Consider the following 17,160-nt stretch of genomic DNA (forward strand, 5'->3'; position numbering starts at 1 on the left):
GAGACGAGGGGATGAGAGGGGGTCAGCCGACCGAGCGGAGCGCGGCGGCCGGGCGCAGGCGCGAGGCGCGCCAGCCGCCGAGCGCCCCGGCGAGCAGTCCGCCGAGGACGGCGAGGCCGACCGCGAGCAGGATCACCGGCACGGTGACGGGCAGCGAGAGCGCGACCTCGGTGGCCGCGGCGGTCTGCGCGGCGCCGGGGCCGCCTCCGCCGAAGCCGCCGCCGGGACCGCCCGCCCCCATCGCCGAGGTGCTGGTCGAGGTTCCCGAGAGCGTGGGCGCGACGGCGTTCACGATCGCGATGCCGATCAGTCCGAGCACGATGCCCGCGGCGCCGCCGATCAGGCCCTGGACGACGGACTCGCCGGCGACCTGGCGGACGATGGAGCCGTTGCTCCAGCCGATCGCCTTGAGGGTGCCGAACTCGCGGGTGCGGCGGGTGACCCCGGAGACGGTGAACAGGATCGCGATGAGGAACGCGGCGGCGAGCACCAGCAGGGAGAGCCAGGTGCCGAGGTTCGCCACGAGATCGCCCGCGGTGGAGAGCGAGCCGGAGACGCTGGAGGCGAGGTCGGCCTGCGTCGAGACGGTCGCGTCGGGCAGGGCGGTCTGCAGCGCGGTCTGGATCGAGGAGATGTCCTCGGAGGACGCGGCCTGCACGTAGACGGAGGAGATCAGGCCGGCCTGGCCGGAGAGGGTCTGCGCGACGTCGAGCGGGATGTAGGTGTCCGAGGCGGTGCTCGCGTCGGTGGAGTCGCTCGTGACGATCCCGATCACGCTGAAGTCGGTGCCGCCGATGTCGACGGTCGAGCCGACGGACAGCGAGGCCGTCGTCGCGTAGGAGGAGTCGACGACGACCACGTTCTGGCCGGCGTCCTCCGCGGTGAAGGTGCGGCCGTCGGTGAGGCTCACGTCGGCCAGCGGGCCGATCGCGGAGCCGGCCGGGTCGAGGCCGAGCACCGAGAAGGAGTCGACGCCGAAGGAGGATCCGCCCGCGCCGTCGGGGCCGCCGGTCGGCGCCTCGCCGGCCGCGGGGGCGGTGCCGCCCTGGCCGGCGGTACCGCCGGTGCCGCCCTGCTGGGCGGAGTCCGGGAGCTCGCCGCTGAAGGTCGTGTTGTTCAGCGCGAGCACGCCGATGGCGGCGGAGACGTCGGTCACGCCCTGCGCGGTCGCCACGGCGGAGGCGTCGAAGGTGGTCGTGCCGCGGTCGGCCTCGAGGCGCGACTGGCTGACGGAGGTGGTGCCGTCGTCCGTCGTGCCGTCGGTGGAGCCGAAGTCGAACCGCTGCCCGGGCGCCTCGCCCTCGGTGGGTGCGGTCGCGGCCTGGGTGACGGTGATGTCGGTGCCGACTCCGTAGACGGACTCGAGGACCGAGGCCTGGGCGCTGCGGACGCCGGAGGAGAACGAGGTGACGAGGATCACGAGGGCGATGGCGAGGGCCATGCCGGCGGCGATGATGATCGTCTGCCGGCGGCGGTTGGTCAGCTCTCGCCGGAGATAGGTGGCGAACATGGCGTCCTTCGGTCGGGGGAGGCCGGCGGTGGGGTCCGCTCGACGTTCCGACAGTAGGAACGCCCGCTATGCGGGGTGTCGCGAGCGGCTATCAGGTCCCGATGAGCCCGTCGGCGCCGCGAGGAGGGCGGCGATCTCGGCGAAGGCGCGATCGGGCGCCTCCAGGTGCAGGTCGTGGTGGACGCCGGGCAGGCGGCGGATCGTCCAGCCCGCGGACGCCAGCCGATCGGCCACGGCGTCGGGCAGCACGGCGGGCGAGTCGTCCGAGAGGACCACGGACGACGGCACGGCCGGGGCGCCGACCACGACCGGATGGAAGGCGACGTCGCGGAAGACGCCGATCGCCATCGAGGCGTCGAAGCGCCGGCGGGCGTCGTCCAGCGAGGCGCGGATCGCGGCCGGATAGCCGCGCCGGACCGCGGCGCCCTTGCGCGCCTGGATCAGACCGGCCGCGCCCATCGTCAGCTGCGGGACGGCCCAGAACAGCCGTCCGGCGACTCCGCTCGTGGGCAGCGCGAGTGCGAAGCCCGGGTCGAGGTAGACGGCCCGCGCGGGGCGCAGTCGCGCCACCGCCCGCACGAGCACCGACCCGCCGAGCGAGTGGCCGACCACGCCGTCCAGGCCCGCGGACAGGGTCTCGACGAGGTCGCCCGCGAAGTCGTCCAGCCGGTAGGAGTCGGCGCGGTCGCTCGCTCCGTGTCCGCGGAGGTCGACCGTCGTGACCGTGTACGCGCCGGTCGCGACCAGCCGCTCGGTGAGGGGCGCCCAGGTCGCGCCGTCGGCGCCGAGGCCGTGCACGAGGGCGAGGTGGCGCTCGCCGTCTCCGGTCGTCGTGGTGCTCAGTCGCATGAGGGTCCGTGCTCTCTCGAGGGGGTGGAAGGGGGAAGGGGGCGGCCCCGGGACCCCGCCGCGGGTCCCGGGGCCGGGTCGATCAGCGCACCGACTTGATGGGGAGGACGGCGAGCGCACCGAGTGCCACGAACACGATGCCCGAGACGAAGAGCACCGGGTAGCCGCCGGTGAGCGAGACCAGTCCGGCCGCGATCGAGGGGCTGAGCGCCTGCGGCAGGGTCGTGGCGAGGCCGAGGATCGCGAGGTCGCGGCCCGCGGTGCTGGCGCCGGAGGTCATCGAGACGGGCAGCACCTCGGTCATCAGGGCGAGGTCGATCGAGATGTAGGCGCCGAAGCCGAGGCCGAGCAGGAAGCTGTAGATCAGGACGCCGGTCGTGGTCGGCATGACCAGCGGCACCGCGAGTCCGATCGCCATGATCACCGAGGCCCAGACGATGAAGGGCTTCCGGCGGCCGATCCGGTCGGACAGCACGCCGCTGGTCAGGGCGGAGATCAGGACGCCGAGGAGCAGGACGACGCCGATCTGCGCCGCGAAGCCGTTCGAGGCCTCGTCGCTCAGGCCGATGTAGTCGCGCAGGATGTAGAGCCCGAAGGTCTGCGCGCCGTAGAAGCCGATCACCATCAGGAAGCGCGCGGCGAAGGCCCAGGCGAAGTCGGGGTGCTTGCGCGGGTCGACCCAGAAGCCGCGGAGGAACTCGCCGAGCGTCTGGCGGGGAGCGGCGACCTCGTCGCGGCTCGAGCGGTCGGGGTTCACGACGACGAAGAGCGCGACGACGACGAGGACGAGCACGGCGAGGACGACGTAGGGCAGCGCGCCCGATCCGACGGTCGAGCCGGCGATGACCGCGCCGGCCGCGTTGCCGACGGTGATGCCGAGGCCGATCATGCCCGAGACACCGCCGCGCTTGGCCGCGGGGAAGCGGTCCGGCACGAGCGCGGTCGCGGCGGCCTGCAGGGCGTTGAGGCCGAGCTGCACGACCAGCCAGATCACGGCGACCATGATCACGGAGCTCGCCAGCGGCAGGCCGAGGACGAAGCCGGCGGCGAGCAGCGCGCCGCCCACCATCCACGGCGTGCGTCGGCCGAAGCGGGAGCGGGTCGCGTCCGAGAGCGCTCCGGCGACGGGCTGGGCGACGACGTTCGCGAGGAAGGCGACCGTGGTCACGATCGCGAGGTTGCCGATCTTGTTCGCGGCGTCGAGGTCGGCGACGAGGTTCGGGATCAGGATGCCGAGCCCGCCGGAGTTGATCGCGAGGATCGCCACGTAGACGAGGGCGAGTCCGACCGAGAGGCGGCGCAGGCGCGGCACTCCGGTGACGAGGGGCGGGTTCTCGGCGACGGCGGCGGGGCCGGTCGCGCCGGGCGTCGGCGCGACGTCGGAGACGCGGGGTTCGGAAGGGGGAACGACGTTGTTCATGGGGGCTCCTGAGCTGGGGGCGGCGGTGCCGCTCGGGGACGCTCCACTCTCGGTCCTCCTCCCTCTCCCGGGCAATGGACGGACCTTCCATCCTCGAGCCCCAGGGTGGAGGATGCCTCCATGGTGCGACAGCAGTGGCTCGACCTCCTCGCGGACCAGGCGGACGTCCCCGAGCTCGAGGCGCACCGCGCCGCGCTGATCGCATCCGGCGCCGACCCGGCCGCCGCCGAGGCCGAGGCGCGGTCGGCGATCGAGATCGCGCTGCTCCTGCAGGAGCGCCGGCACCGCGTCGTCGAGCTCGCCGCCCTCAACGACATCGCGGGCCGGCTCGCCTCCGTCGCCGACCCCGGCGCGCTGCTGGTCGAGGTGGTGGACCAGGCGCGGCGGCTGCTGGGGGTCGACCTCACCTACGTCGCGCTGCTCACCGGCGGCGACCTGGAGATCCGGGTCGCGAGCGGCGACCGGTCGGCCCACCTCGTCGGGGTGCGGCTGACGAGCACGGCGGGACTGGTCGGCGCCGTGGTCACGGCCGGAGCGCCCCGCTGGACCTCGGACTACGCCGTGGACGAGACCCTGCTGCACGACGAGAGCGCCGACCGCGCCGCCGCTGCGGAGTCGATCCGCGGGCTGCTCGGCGTGCCGCTGAGCGTGCGCGGGCAGGTGCTCGGCGTGCTGCTCGCGGCCAAGCGCGAGGAGCGCCGCTTCGGCGAGCACGAGATCAGCCTGCTGACGGCGCTCGCCGCGCACGCCGCGATCGCACTCGACAACGCCGGCCGGGCGCGCGAGCTGCGCGACGCCCGCGACGGACTGGCGGCGACCCTCCACCTCGACGCCGAGCTGACGGCGGCCGTGCTCGCGGGCGGCGAGCCCGACTCGCTCGTGGAGCGGGTGCAGGCGATGGCCGACGCGCCGGTGCGCTGGTTCGCGCACCCCGGCGGCGGGCCGATCGGCGAGGCGCTGGCGCTCGCCGCGGAGTCGGGCGCGGCGGGCCGCCTCGAGGTCGGGGCCGCGGTCGTGCAGCCGGTGCTGGCGGCGGGCACCCTCTTCGGTGCGCTGGTCGTCGACGGCGCCGAGGGCGGGAGCGGGGGAGCCGGCCCGGTCGTCGACGCGGTGCTGCTCGTCGAGCGCGCGGCGCCGCTGATCGCGCTGACGCTGGCCGGCGCGCGGGCGACGGCGCGGGCGGTGCAGCTCGGGCGCGACATCGCCACGATCGACCTGCTCAGCCGGAGCGAGGAGGACCCGGCGGCGGAGAGCCGGCGCTGGTGGGGCGCCGGGCTCGATCCGCGGCGGCCGCACCTCGTCGTGGTGGCGGGCGGCGACCCGGAGCGCGCCCGGCGCTTCGTCGAGGGCCTCCGGCTCGGCGATCGCGTCGCCTCGGCGGTGCACCGGGGCCAGCTGGTGCTCGTCCTGCCGGCCGATCTCGACCTCGCGTCCCGCTGGGGCGGCGCCGACGCGCCCGCGGCCGGGCTCGCCGGTCCGGTGCTCGAGCCGGCGGCGCTCCGCGCGGCGCACGCCGAGGCCAGCCGCACCGCCCGGGTGATGACGACCCTCGGGCGCGGGGCCGTGCTGGCTCGCGCCGGCGACCTCGGCGTCTTCGCGGTGCTGCTCAGCCGCACCGGCCGGCGGGAGCTGCGCGACCAGACCGCGCGCGAGCTCGGCCCGGTGCTCGCCGAGGAGGCCGCGCGCGGCGTGCCGCTGATCGAGACGCTCGAGGTCTTCCTCGACGAGGGCCGCCGGCCCACGCCGACAGCGACCGCGCTGAGGGTGCACGTCAACACCGTCTACCAGCGGCTCGCGACGCTCGACCGGCTGCTCGGGCCGGACTGGCGGGGGCGCGCACTGGAGCTGCAGGTGCTGCTGCGGCTGCGCCGCGCGGCGGGCGACCTCGACGAGGCCTGACGCTCGACGACGCCTGACGCTCGACGAGGCTCGACGAGGCCCGACGCTCGACGAGGCGCGTGCGCGGCGATCCGCCCGCAGCCCTTCCCCCGCCTCCCGCCCGGCCCCTAGGCTCGCGCCCACGGAACCGATGGAGGCGCGACATGACGGCGACCAGCGAGAAGACCGCAACCCCCGAGCTCAAGCGGGTCCTCGGCCCCAAGCTCCTGCTGCTGTTCGTGGTGGGGGACATCCTCGGCACCGGCATTTACGCCCTCACCGGGCAGGTCGCCTCGGAGGTGGGCGGCGCGGCCTGGCTGCCGTTCGTGATCGCCTTCGTCGTCGCGACGCTCACCGCCTGCTCCTACCTCGAGCTCGTCACCAAGTTCCCGCAGGCGGCGGGAGCGGCGCTCTACGCGCACAAGGCGTTCGGCATCCACTTCGTCACCTTCCTGGTCTGCTTCACGGTGATGGCGAGCGGGATCACCTCGGCGAGCGCCGCCTCCGGCGCCTTCGCGAGCAACTTCGCGATCGGCTTCGGCCTCGGCGACGGGGCGGTCACGCGGCTGAGCATCGCGCTGATCTTCATGGTCTGCATCGCGCTGGTGAACCTGCGCGGAGTCGCCGAGAGCGTCGGCCTCAACGTCGTGCTCACCCTGATCGAGCTGTCGGGCCTGCTGCTGGTGATCTTCGTCTGCTTCTTCGCGGTCTTCGGCGGTCAAGCCGACTTCTCGCGGGTCGTCGCGTTCGAGACGCCCGAGGACAAGTCGCTCCTGCTCGCGATCAGCACCGCGACGTCGCTGGCCTTCTTCGCGATGGTCGGCTTCGAGGACTCGGTCAACATGGCCGAGGAGACCAAGGACCCCAGCCGCATCTTCCCGAGGGTGATGCTGACCGGCCTCGGCATCACCGCCGTCGTCTACGTGCTGGTCTCGACGCTCGCCGTCGCGATCGTGCCGATCGGCGAGCTGGCCGGCAACGACACTCCGCTCGTGACGGTCGTCGAGACGGCCGCGCCCGACTTCCCGATCTCGACGCTGCTGCCCTTCATCTCGCTCTTCGCCGTCGCGAACAGCGCCCTGATCAACATGATGATGGCCAGCCGCCTGCTCTACGGGATGAGCAAGCAGGGCGTGCTGCCGCCGTTCCTGAAGAACGTGCTGCGCGGCCGGCGGACGCCGTGGGCGGCGATCCTGTTCACCACGGTCCTCGCGCTGCTGCTCACCGCGTACGTGTCGCGAGACCCGTCCGATCCGATCGCGGTCCTGCTCGGCGGCACCACGTCGCTCCTGCTCCTCGCGGTCTTCGCGGTGGTGAACGTCGCGGTGCTCGTTCTGCGGCGCCAGCCGGTCGAGCACCAGCACTTCCGGACGCCGACCGTGCTGCCGGTGCTCGGCGCGATCGCCTGCCTCTACCTGGTGCTGCCGATCACCTCCGGCCGCGACCTCGCGCAGTACGAGATCGCGGGCGTGCTGCTCGTGATCGGCGTGCTGCTCTGGTTCGCGACCTTCATCGACCGGCGCGTGCGCGGCTACGCCCGCTCGGCGGTCGTCGACCCGGAGGCGCTCGACGCGGACCCGGCCGACGAGCCGGCGCCGGAGCCGAAGCACTAGAGCGGCGAACCCCTGCTGATCGAGTAGCCCGCGCAGCGGGCGTATCGAGATCCACCAGCGCCAGAAGGACGAGTCTGCGGGCCCGACCCTCTGGGGACGGCGGGTCTCGATACGCCCCTTCGGGGCTACTCGACCAGCATGGAGGGCCGCCGCCGCGTCCTTCCGCTCACCACCGAGACGCGAAGCGGTTCCGCCGTGGACGCCCGTCCTCCGGCCGCGCACAGCACAGCCATCGGCGGCCCATAGCGTGCTCATAGGAAACTCCTGATACTGGGGAGTCATGAGCACCCCCGCCCCCTCGAAGCATCTCGCCTCCGCGCAGCGCACCCGCCTCAAGCGCGCGGACGGCACGCCGATCCGCGTCCTCGTCGTCGACGACGAGAGCACCCTCACCGACCTGCTGCAGATGGCGCTGCGCTACGAGGGCTGGGAGGTGCGCACAGCGGCCGAGGGCCGCTCCGCGATCACGATCACCCGCGAGTTCCGGCCGGACGTCATCGTGCTCGACGTGATGCTGCCCGACATCGACGGGCTGCAGGTGCTCCAGCGGATCCGCGCCGACGGCAGCGAGACACCGGTGCTCTTCCTCACCGCCAAGGACGCGCTCGACGACCGGATCGCCGGGCTCACCGCCGGCGGCGACGACTACGTCACCAAGCCGTTCTCGCTCGAGGAGCTCGTCGCCCGGATGCGCGGGCTGATCCGCCGCTCCACCCTGCTCGCCAACGACGTCGACGACCCCGAGGTCGTCGTGGGCGACCTCGTCCTGAACGAGGACAGCCACGAGGTGCGCCGGGCCGGCACCGACATCGAGCTGACCGCCACCGAGTTCGAGCTGCTGCGCTTCCTGATGCGGAACCCGCGGCGCGTGCTGAGCAAGGCGCAGATCCTCGACCGGGTCTGGTCGTACGACTTCGGCGGCAAGTCGAGCGTCGTCGAGATCTACATCTCCTACCTGCGCAAGAAGATCGACGCCGGGCGCTCGCCGATGATCCACACGGTCCGCGGCGCCGGCTACCTGCTGAAGCCCGCCGAGCAGTGACGACCGAGGGCGGCCGGCTGCGGCCCACACTCGGCGACTTCGCGACCCGCTCGGCGCTGCGCCGCTCGCGGGGCGCCCGCCGCACGCCGTGGACCCTGCGGCGCCGGATGGTCGTCGCCGTCGTCGCGCTGGTCGCGGTGACGGCGGGGATCGTCGGGACGGTCAGCGTGCTGTCGCTGCGCGGCATCCTCTACGACAACGCGGAGACGCAGCTCTCGGAGTCGCTGAACCGGCTGGCCGGCTTCGACGGGCCGAGCCAGTTCGCCGGCTCCAGCGCGATCGAGCGGGCGACCACCTGCCCGAGCGGCGACTTCGCCGGGCGGCCGAACCAGGACACCCAGACGATCACGGCGGTGCTGAACGCGAGCGGCGCCTTCACCGGCGCGTACATCGACAGCTCCGGCTCCTGCCAGGAGTTCGCCGACCCGGCCGACTCCGTCCTCGCCGCCGCGGTCGCCGACACCGGCGACGCCACCACTCTCGATCTCGGCGCCGCCCTCGGCCAGTACCGCGCCGAGGCGCGCGTGATCGACGGCTCGATCGTGATCGTCGGGGTGCCGCTCGGCGAGACCGAGGACACGCTCCGCACCCTGACCACCGTCGTGGTGATCGTCGTGCTGCTCGCGATGCTCGTGGTCGCGCTGATCGCGACCGCGATCATCCGGGTGGCCCTGCGGCCCCTCGAGCGGGTGGAGGCGACGGCGACCCGCGTGGCCGAGCTGCCGCTCGAGCGCGGCGAGGTCGAGCTGATCGAGCGGGTCCCGGAGGAGGACGCCGACACCCGCACCGAGGTCGGCCGGGTGGGCGCCGCCTTCAACCGCATGCTCGACCACGTCGGCGGTGCGCTGGAGTCGCGCCAGGCGAGCGAGAACAAGGTCCGCCAGTTCGTCGCCGACGCCTCGCACGAGCTGCGCACGCCGCTCGCCGCGATCCGCGGCTACGCCGAGCTGCCCCGCCGCGGCGACGTCGAGCTCTCCGAGGCGGCCGAGTACTCGCTCGACCGGATCGAGTCGGCCGCGACGCGGATGACCTCGCTGGTCGAGGACCTCCTCCTGCTCGCCCGCCTCGACGAGGGCCGGGATCTGGAGAAGGAGCCGGTCGACCTGACGATGGTGCTGATCGAGGCCGTCTCGGACGCGCACGTCGCCGGCCCGGACCACGAGTGGGACCTCGAGCTGCCCGAGGAGCCGATCGAGATCCGCGGCGACGGCTTCCGGCTGCACCAGGTGGTCGCGAACCTGCTGCGGAACGCCACCGTGCACACGCCGCCGGGCACGCGCGTCGTCGCGGCGCTCGCCGAGGACCGGGACGCGCAGGGCCGGCCGCTCGCGGTGGTGACGGTGACGGACTCCGGACCGGGCATCGCGCCGGAGCTGGTGCCGGTGCTGTTCGAGCGCTTCGCCCGCGGCGACTCGTCCCGCGCGCGCACGACCGGCTCGACCGGGCTGGGCCTGGCGATCGTGGCCGCGGTGGTCGACGCGCACGGCGGGCGGGTGCTGGTCGAGTCGGAGCCGGGCCGCACCAGCTTCCGCGTGGAGCTGCCGGCGGGGTGACTCGGCGGGTGCTCGCTCGATCTGCAGGCGATCCACGCCGGATCGCGCTCTCCCGCGCGTGAAGCGGGCCCGGCGTGGCCGGATCACCTGCAGATCGAACGTCAGCCGATCAGACCTGCACCCCGAGGCGCCGCCGCGCCTCGTCGAGCGTCCGCACCACCTGCACCGTCTCCTCCAGCGGGTGCACGGGCGACTCGGTGCGCCCCTCCGCCACGTACTGCGCGAGGTGCACCGCCTCCCAGGCGAGCCCCTCGCCGCCCTGCAGCCCGGTCTCGTCGCGCCACGAGGCGCTCTCGGAGCCGCGGGTCAGCGTGACGCCGCTCGGCGTCCAGAACGACGGGTGCACGTCGATCCGCCCCTCGCTGCCCGCGACGCTCGCCGCGTGCAGGGTGTCGGCCAGCACGGTCGACGTCGCGACCGACTGGACGCCGCGCGCGTGCCGCCCGACGATGGTCGCCATCGCGTCGACTCCCGTCGAGGTCAGCGCACCGGCGACGACCGTGCTCTGCGGAGCCCCGGCCACCATCGAGACGAACGACGAGGCGTAGACGCCCACGTCGAGCAGACCGCCGCCCGCGAGCGCCGGGTCGAAGATGCGGCTGGCCGGGTCGAACGCGAACGCCGCGCCGAAGTCCGCCGACACCAGCGCCGGAGCGCCGACCGCGCCGTCCGCGAGGAGCTGCCGCACCACGTCCATCTGCGGCAGGTAGCGCATCCACATCGCCTCCATCGCGAAGACGCCGGCGTCGCGGGCCGCGTGCACGATCATCTCGGCCTCGCCCGCCGTGGTGGCGAACGGCTTCTCGACGAGGACGTGCTTGCCGGCCGCGATCGCGCGCAGGGCCTGGCGCGCGTGCTCCGAGTTCGGCGAGGCGATGTAGACGACGTCGACCTCCGGGTCGTTCACGACCGCGTCGGAGCCGACCGAGGCCCGCTCGATCCCGAAGCGCCGCGCGAACGCGTCGGCGCGCTCCTGCGAGCGCGAGCCGACCGCGACGACGCGCTGCCGGGTGTGCTTCTGCAGCGCGGACACGAAGGTGCCGGCGATCGAGCCGGGGGCGAGGACTCCCCAGCGCAGGACCGGGGAGTCGAGGAGCGAGGGGAGCCGGGGCTCGGGAAGCGTCAGTGCCATCCCGCCACGCTATTGCCTCCTCCTGGGCACCGGGGCCCCGCGATCGAGTCGCCCGAGAAGGCTCGTTCCCGGGGTGGAGAACGAGCCCTCCCAGGCGACTCAGCGGATCTCAGCGAAGTGCAGCCGGCGTCAGTCGATCGCGTTCATCGCGGCTCCGAAGCCGCGTAGCCGCGCGACCGTCAGGGTGCCGATCGGCTGAGGGGCGCCCTCCGGCGAGAGGACGAACGCGTTGCGGGCGACGTAGAGAGCGCCGTCGCGCAGCTCGATCGCCGCGGGCGAGACGACCGCGAGCCCGGTGACCGGCGTCGAGGTGCGCGGCAGGATCAGCGCCACGCGTCCCGTGCCGTTCGGGCCGCCGAACAGCTCGGTGACCACGACGGTGCCGGTGACGCGGTCGACCGCGAGGCCGGTCGCGCTCAGCAGGCCGGTGGCCACGGTGCGGATCTCACCGGTCGCCGGGTTCACTCTGACCACGGAGCCGCGGGCGCCGAGGCTGGCGTCCTCCGGTCCGCCGGGCAGCGTCGACACGTAGAGCCAGCCGCCGGGGCCGACCTCGACGTCGGTCGGGACGGGCTCGAACGAGTAGCGGTAGCCGGCCGTGCAGGCCGGGAAGCCGAAGGCCGCCGCCTGCTCCGCCGTGATCGTGATCGGCGCCGTGGGCGGCAGCACCGCCAGGGTCGAGACGACGCCGTTCGGCGCGACCTTCAGGATCGCGTTGCCGGCCGCGTCCGCGACGTAGACGCCGGCGCTGGTCGCTGCCGACGCGTAGGGGTGCACGTCGATCCGGCCGGTGTAGGAGGCGGGCCCGGCGATCTCCGGATCCACCTGGGCGGCGCACTCGGCGGGCAGGCCGAGGAAGCCGTAGCTGTTGCCCGCGTCGGGGTTCGCGCTCGCCTCGTACGCGCCGAGGTCGGCGACGGTCGTCGGCGCTCCGCCGCCGGTCGGCACGGACCGCAGCAGCGCCTCGCCCTCCTCCTGGACGCCCTCGCTGTAGTAGACGGTGGAGCCGTGGACCGAGACGGCTCCGATCTCGGTGCCGGGCGCGCTGACCAGCGTCGAGGTGGCGCCGGTCGGACCGACCTTCGTCAGCATTCCGGCGAAGTTCTGCGCGACGAAGGCGGTGCCGCCCGCGTCGACGGCGAAGCTGAGCGGCGAGACGAGTCCGGTCGCTCGATCGGTGACGGAGACGAAGGACAGGGGGGAGGGGAGGGCCTGGGCGACGGGGGCCGAGACGAGGGTCGTGACCGCGACGGCGGCGGCCGCGGTGAGGAGGAGGCGTTTGTTCACGAGGTGCTCCTTTGCACTCGGGGTGCGGGCAGAGCAGTGCTGCGGGTCGAACGATCCGCGGCTCCGACCGCGACGGCGGGAATCGCCGATGCGCACACCGTAGGACCGCAGGGGTCAGGAGTAAACGACACGGCCCGGCGCACGCGGCAGACCCGCGCGGTGGCGCTCGTGTCCTGCGTGCGCACCCCTAGGGTGTGAGAGGCTCGCGCCGCCGCGGGCGGAGGAGGCGTCATGCCGGAGTGGTACACCCTCGGCGTCGTCGCCCTGGTCATCGTCGCGGTCGTCGTCTCGATCGTCCGCTTCCGCGTCAATCCGGTGCTCGCGCTCGCCGTGGGCGCCGCGGCCATCGGCCTGCTCACCGGCCTCGGCCCCGTCGACACCGTCTCGACGATGACCCGCGGCTTCGGCGAGGTGATGATGGAGGCGGGGCTCCTGATCGGCTGGGGCGTCCTGATCGGGGCGATGCTCAACGAGATGGGCGCCGTCGTGCGGCTCGTCGAGGGGCTGCTGCGGGTCTTCGGCAAGCGCGGCATCCCCTATGCGCTGGGCCTCTCTTTCGCCACCTACCTGCAGACGATCTTCGTCGACGCCCTGATCGTCATCGCGGCACCGCTCGCCCGCCGCATCGCGCCGCGCCTCGGCCGCGCCGGCACGGGCATCGTCGCCGTCACCTTCGCCGTCGGCCTCGAGATGGGCATCGTGATGATGGTCCCGGGCTTCGCGGCAGTGGCGCTCGCGGGGCTGCTCGGCGTGCCGCTCGGCGTGATGCTGCTGGGCGGATTCGCGGTGGTCGCGCCGACCGTCGTGGTCACGATCCTGCTGATGTCGCTCGCCTTCCGCCTCGGCTTCTGGGACCCGGCGCGCGACGAGCAGCTCGTCGTGCGCGACGAGACCGCGGGGCTCGCGACCGTGTCGGCGGGGGAGCGCACGGAGGCGGGCTCGGGCCCCGTCTCCTCGGGCCCCGTCCTCTCAGGCCCCGTCTCCTCGGACGGTTCGTCCGGCTCCGCGGTCTCGGGAGGATCGGACGCCCCCGCCGAGCGCGACCCGGACGCCCCGCGCGAGCGCCCGCTGCTGCTCCTGTTCGCGCCGATGCTGCTCGCCCTGCTCCTGATCGCCGCGCAGGCCGTGCTGTCGGTCGCCGGCGCGGACGTGCCGGTGCTGCAGTTCCTCGGCAATCCGGTGATCGCGCTGCTGCTCGCCGTGATCGCGACCGGCGTCGTCGGCCGCTCGGTCGTCGGCACCGCGCGGATGGAGAAGGCGGTCGCGAAGGGCTTCCAGGACGGCGGGCAGATCTTCCTGCTCACCGGCGTCGGCGGGGCGCTCGCCGCGGTGATCGCGGAGGGCGACCTCGGCGAAGTGCTGAAGGGCTACTTCTCGGCGAACGCCTCGGCGCCGCTGCTGCTGGTCTGGGTGATGGCGGCGGTGCTGCACATCGCCGTCGGCTCGGTGACCCTCTCCGCGATCACCGCCGCGGGCGTCGTCGCCCCCGTCGCCGCGACCCTCGGTCTCGACCCGCTGCTGATCGCGCTCGCCGCCGGCTCCGGCGCGCTCTTCTGCATCCACGTCACCTCGAACACGTTCTGGCTGCTGCAGAGCTTCCTCGGCCAGTCCGTCCGCGGCGCCCTCAAGTCCGTGACGGTCGGCGTCTCCCTCGCCTCCGTCCTCGCCCTCGGCATGACCCTCCTCCTCTCCCTCGTCCTGGGCTGACCCCCTCCGCGAGATGCCACATATGAGCGCGACACGCCGTGAAATCCGCGCACAAGTGGCATCTCGCGGAGGGGGGCCGGGCGTGACACGTGCCGGAAACACGGGTGGCATAGGTTCCTGAGAGGGTTCACACGTTGCTCCGAGGTCGATGACGCAGGAGCGAGCGCGGAGCCTCGTCCGCGCCGACCTCCGACACGAAAGATCTCCGCTTGAGAACACGCACCGCCCTGACCTCCGGCTGCGCGGCCCTCGCGCTCGCCGCCGGCGGTCTGCTGATCGCGCCCGCCGCGACAGCGACCACCACCGCGACACCGACCGCCGCCGCGCCCTCCTCCTTCGAGCGGGTGGACCTCGTCCGCCCCGCCTCGGCGCCGATCACCGAGCCCGCGAGCTACCCCTACCGGGAAGCCCTCACCGAGGTCGCGGTCGACCCGACCGACGCCTCGCTGACCCGCGGCGTCACGCCGTACGACCAGATCGCCCCGGCGCTCAACGACCTCGCCGCTCGCTCCGACCGCGTCTCGACCCAGGTGGTCGGGAAGTCCGGCCTCGGCCGCGACATCTACCTGGTCACCGTCACCGCGCCCGAGTCCGCCGCCGAGACCGCGCAGCAGGCCGAATGGCGCGACCGCCTGAAGAACGAGCCGGAGTCGGCCGCCGCCGACGCCGAGCTGATGGCCGAGTACAAGGTGCCGACCTGGTTCAACGGCAACATCCACGGCAACGAGTGGGAGGGATCCGACGCGATCCTGGACTACATCGAGAAGGTGGCCACCGCCGAGGACGCCGAGACCGAGGCGCTCCTCGAGGGCAACCGCCTCTACTTCACCGTCACCAACAACCCCGACGGCCGGGCCCTCGGCCAGCGCGCCGTCGCGGCCGGCTACGACCCCAACCGCGACATGATCACGGGCGCGACCAACGAGGCGGCGGTCATCCGCGACCTCTCCAGCGTCCTCCAGCCGACCTACTTCATCGACATCCACGGCTACACCGGCATCCTCCAGGTCGAGCCCTGCGGCCCGCCGCACGGCGAGAACTACGAGTACGACCTGTTCCTGCCGCACGCCTACGCGACCGCGCTCGAGATCGAGCGCCGCGTCGTCGAGGCGGACGTGCCCGGCAACACCTACAAGGCGGCCGACGGCAGCGTCACGACCGAGAACACCGGCCAGATCCTGATCCCCTACCGCGACATCCGCGCCGGCTGGGACGACTGGCCCCCGATCTTCGCACCCCAGTACGTCGCCTTCCAGGGCGCGATCACCAACACGGTCGAGCTCCCGCTGGGCCGCACGCCCAACGGGACGCCCGAGGAGATCGCCCAGGGCCAGGCCAACGCCGACATCGACATCGAGGTCGCCGGGATCGTCATGGACGCCTCGGTCGACTACATCGAGGCCAACCGCGACGCTCTGCTGAGCAACCAGGTGCAGATCTTCGAGCGCGGCGTCACCGGCGCCCCGGCCGTCGAGATCCCCGCCGACGTCACCGCGGCCGACCTGCCCGCCGGCACGCCGACCGAGTGGACCGAGATCTGGGACGAGACCGACGTCTACACGACCGAGTACCCCCGCGCCTACGTCATCCCCGCGGGCGACGCGCAGCGCTCCTCCTCCGACGCCGAGACCCTCGTCGCGCAGCTGCTCGCGCACGGCGTCGAGGTCGACCGCACCACGACCGCGATGACCGCGGGCGGCACGACCTACGCCGCCGGCTCCTACGTCGTCGACATGCACCAGCCGGTCCGCGGCCTCGCGAACGTGCTGCTCTCCGACGGCACCGACATCTCCGAGCGCGTGCCCGAGATGTACGACGTCTCGGCCTGGAGCCTCTCGCTGCTCTGGGGCGCCGACGTGATCCCGGTCGGCTCCACGCTCGACCCGATGCCCGCGGTCGAGCTCGAGCCGGTCACCGCGATCGCCCCGAGCGGCAGCGTCCCCGCCGACGCCGACTACCTCGCCTTCGAGCCGCGCGGCGTGCTCGAGTACCAGGCGGTGAACGCGCTCCTGGGCGCCGCAGTCGCGCTCGAGCAGTTCGAGGACGGCACGATCGCCCTGCGCGCCGACGCCGACGGCCTCGCCGCCGCGAAGGCCGCCGCCGCCGAGTTCGGCGTCGACTTCACGGCGACCACCGCCGAGCGGATCGAGGACGAGGACGGCACCGCGCTCTCCGCCGTCCGCGTCGCCTACTCCGGCTCGCACGAGGACCGCGACGCGCTGGCCAAGCTCGGCTTCGCCGACGCGGTCGCCGTCACGGCGGACTCGCTGACTTCGGGCGAGACCGTTCTGTCCGACGTCGACGTCCTGCTCGTGGGCCGCGCGCTGTCGTTCACCCCGGAGCAGGCCGCGGGCCGCACCGCCGTCGAGGAGTTCCTCTGGGCAGGCGGCGACGTGGTGGGCCGCGGCGGGGCGGGAGCGGCGTTCGTGACCGACTTCGGCCTCGCGACGCTGACCGCGCAGACCGGCACCGGCGGATCCAACGGCATCGTCTCGGTCGAGACCCCGGCCGACGGGATCCTCGGCGACTACCCGCAGGACACCGCGTTCGTCTCGCCCGCGCTGTGGTTCGACGGCTTCGACCTCGCCGTGACCGTCGAGCAGAGCTACGCCGCTGAGGACACCTTCGTCGCCGGCCACTGGGTCGACGCCGAGGGCCAGTCCCGGAGCGACGCGGCCGGGCAGGCCTCGGTCGTCTCCTTCGTGACGGGGTCGAACACCGAGGGCGTCCTCTTCGGCACCTCGCCGCTGTTCCGCAACCACCCGGTCGGCGCGTTCAGCGACGTCGCCCGGGCGCTGCTCGCCGTGGCGCCGGACGGCCCGGCCGTCGAGCTGCCGGGGACGCCCGAGCCGACGGCGACGCCGACCGCGACTCCTGAGCCGACGGCGACTCCTGAGCCGACGGCGACTCCCGAGCCGACGGTGACCCCGGAGCCCTCCGCGACTCCGGAGCCGACCGCGACCGCCGCTCCGACGACCGCGCCCACCGCGGCTCCTGAGCCGACCGCCACGGCGACCGCCGCTCCCGTCGCGAACCCCGGCACCGGCGGCCTCGCGTCGACCGGTGTCGACACCGGCCCCTGGCTGCTGCTCTCGGGAGGTGCTGTCGTGCTCGGTCTCGGCGCCCTGCTGATCGCCCGCGGCCGCCGCGAGGTCGAGGAGGCGTAGCC

The 17,160-nt window shown here is 73.6% G+C and carries 11 protein-coding genes; 6 read left to right on the forward strand and 5 right to left on the reverse strand.

Going from position 1 to position 17,160, the window contains the following annotated elements; translation table 11 throughout:
• Positions 1–22: 22 nt before the first annotated feature.
• The 3 genes from GSU72_RS04615 to GSU72_RS04625 form a co-directional block, all read right to left on the reverse strand.
• Positions 23–1,510 carry an FtsX-like permease family protein gene (locus GSU72_RS04615; RefSeq protein ID WP_159984014.1) on the reverse strand — a complete coding sequence of 496 codons (1,488 nt, stop codon included), beginning with the start codon at positions 1,508–1,510 and terminating at the stop codon, positions 23–25.
• 66 nt (positions 1,511–1,576) lie between these two features.
• Positions 1,577–2,359: an alpha/beta hydrolase gene (locus tag GSU72_RS04620; protein WP_159984015.1), complete on the reverse strand. Its 783-nt coding sequence runs from the start codon at positions 2,357–2,359 to the stop codon at positions 1,577–1,579.
• 82 nt (positions 2,360–2,441) lie between these two features.
• The gene (locus tag GSU72_RS04625; RefSeq protein ID WP_159984016.1) at positions 2,442–3,779 is read right to left on the reverse strand and encodes an MFS transporter; all 1,338 of its coding nucleotides are present in this window, start codon (positions 3,777–3,779) and stop codon (positions 2,442–2,444) included.
• A gap of 120 nt (positions 3,780–3,899) precedes the next feature.
• Here GSU72_RS04625 and GSU72_RS04630 point away from each other — a divergent pair, with 120 nt between their 5' ends.
• From GSU72_RS04630 to GSU72_RS04645, 4 genes are all read left to right on the forward strand, one after another.
• A complete protein-coding gene (locus GSU72_RS04630; RefSeq protein WP_159984017.1) occupies positions 3,900–5,678 on the forward strand; it encodes a GAF domain-containing protein in 1,779 nt (592 codons plus the stop codon).
• A 143-nt stretch (positions 5,679–5,821) separates the two neighbouring features.
• The gene (locus GSU72_RS04635; RefSeq protein WP_159984018.1) at positions 5,822–7,270 is read left to right on the forward strand and encodes an APC family permease; all 1,449 of its coding nucleotides are present in this window, start codon (positions 5,822–5,824) and stop codon (positions 7,268–7,270) included.
• A 280-nt stretch (positions 7,271–7,550) separates the two neighbouring features.
• Entirely contained in the window at positions 7,551–8,312 is a 762-nt protein-coding gene (locus GSU72_RS04640) for a response regulator transcription factor (protein WP_159984019.1), read from the forward strand.
• Entirely contained in the window at positions 8,309–9,865 is a 1,557-nt protein-coding gene (locus GSU72_RS04645) for a HAMP domain-containing sensor histidine kinase (protein WP_244255971.1), read from the forward strand. The genes GSU72_RS04640 and GSU72_RS04645 overlap by 4 nt, the downstream gene beginning before the upstream one ends.
• Positions 9,866–9,974: 109 nt before the next feature.
• Here GSU72_RS04645 and GSU72_RS04650 read toward each other — a convergent pair whose 3' ends face one another.
• Together GSU72_RS04650 and GSU72_RS04655 are read right to left on the reverse strand one after the other, a co-directional pair.
• Complete coding sequence (locus GSU72_RS04650) at positions 9,975–10,997, reverse strand: Gfo/Idh/MocA family oxidoreductase (RefSeq protein WP_159984020.1); 1,023 nt, start codon at positions 10,995–10,997, stop codon at positions 9,975–9,977.
• Positions 10,998–11,126: 129 nt separating this feature from the next.
• Positions 11,127–12,284 carry a ScyD/ScyE family protein gene (locus GSU72_RS04655; RefSeq protein ID WP_159984021.1) on the reverse strand — a complete coding sequence of 386 codons (1,158 nt, stop codon included), beginning with the start codon at positions 12,282–12,284 and terminating at the stop codon, positions 11,127–11,129.
• A 231-nt stretch (positions 12,285–12,515) separates the two neighbouring features.
• On the opposite strand from GSU72_RS04655, the gene GSU72_RS04660 reads away from it, so the two are divergent.
• Positions 12,516–13,991, forward strand: coding sequence for an SLC13 family permease (locus GSU72_RS04660; RefSeq protein WP_159984022.1), 1,476 nt, complete (start codon positions 12,516–12,518; stop codon positions 13,989–13,991).
• A gap of 209 nt (positions 13,992–14,200) precedes the next feature.
• Positions 14,201–17,158: a M14 family zinc carboxypeptidase gene (locus GSU72_RS04665; RefSeq protein ID WP_159984023.1), complete on the forward strand. Its 2,958-nt coding sequence runs from the start codon at positions 14,201–14,203 to the stop codon at positions 17,156–17,158.
• Positions 17,159–17,160 lie beyond the last annotated feature (2 nt).

Source organism: Rathayibacter sp. VKM Ac-2760 (assembly GCF_009834185.1).
Lineage (GTDB): Bacteria > Actinomycetota > Actinomycetes > Actinomycetales > Microbacteriaceae > Rathayibacter.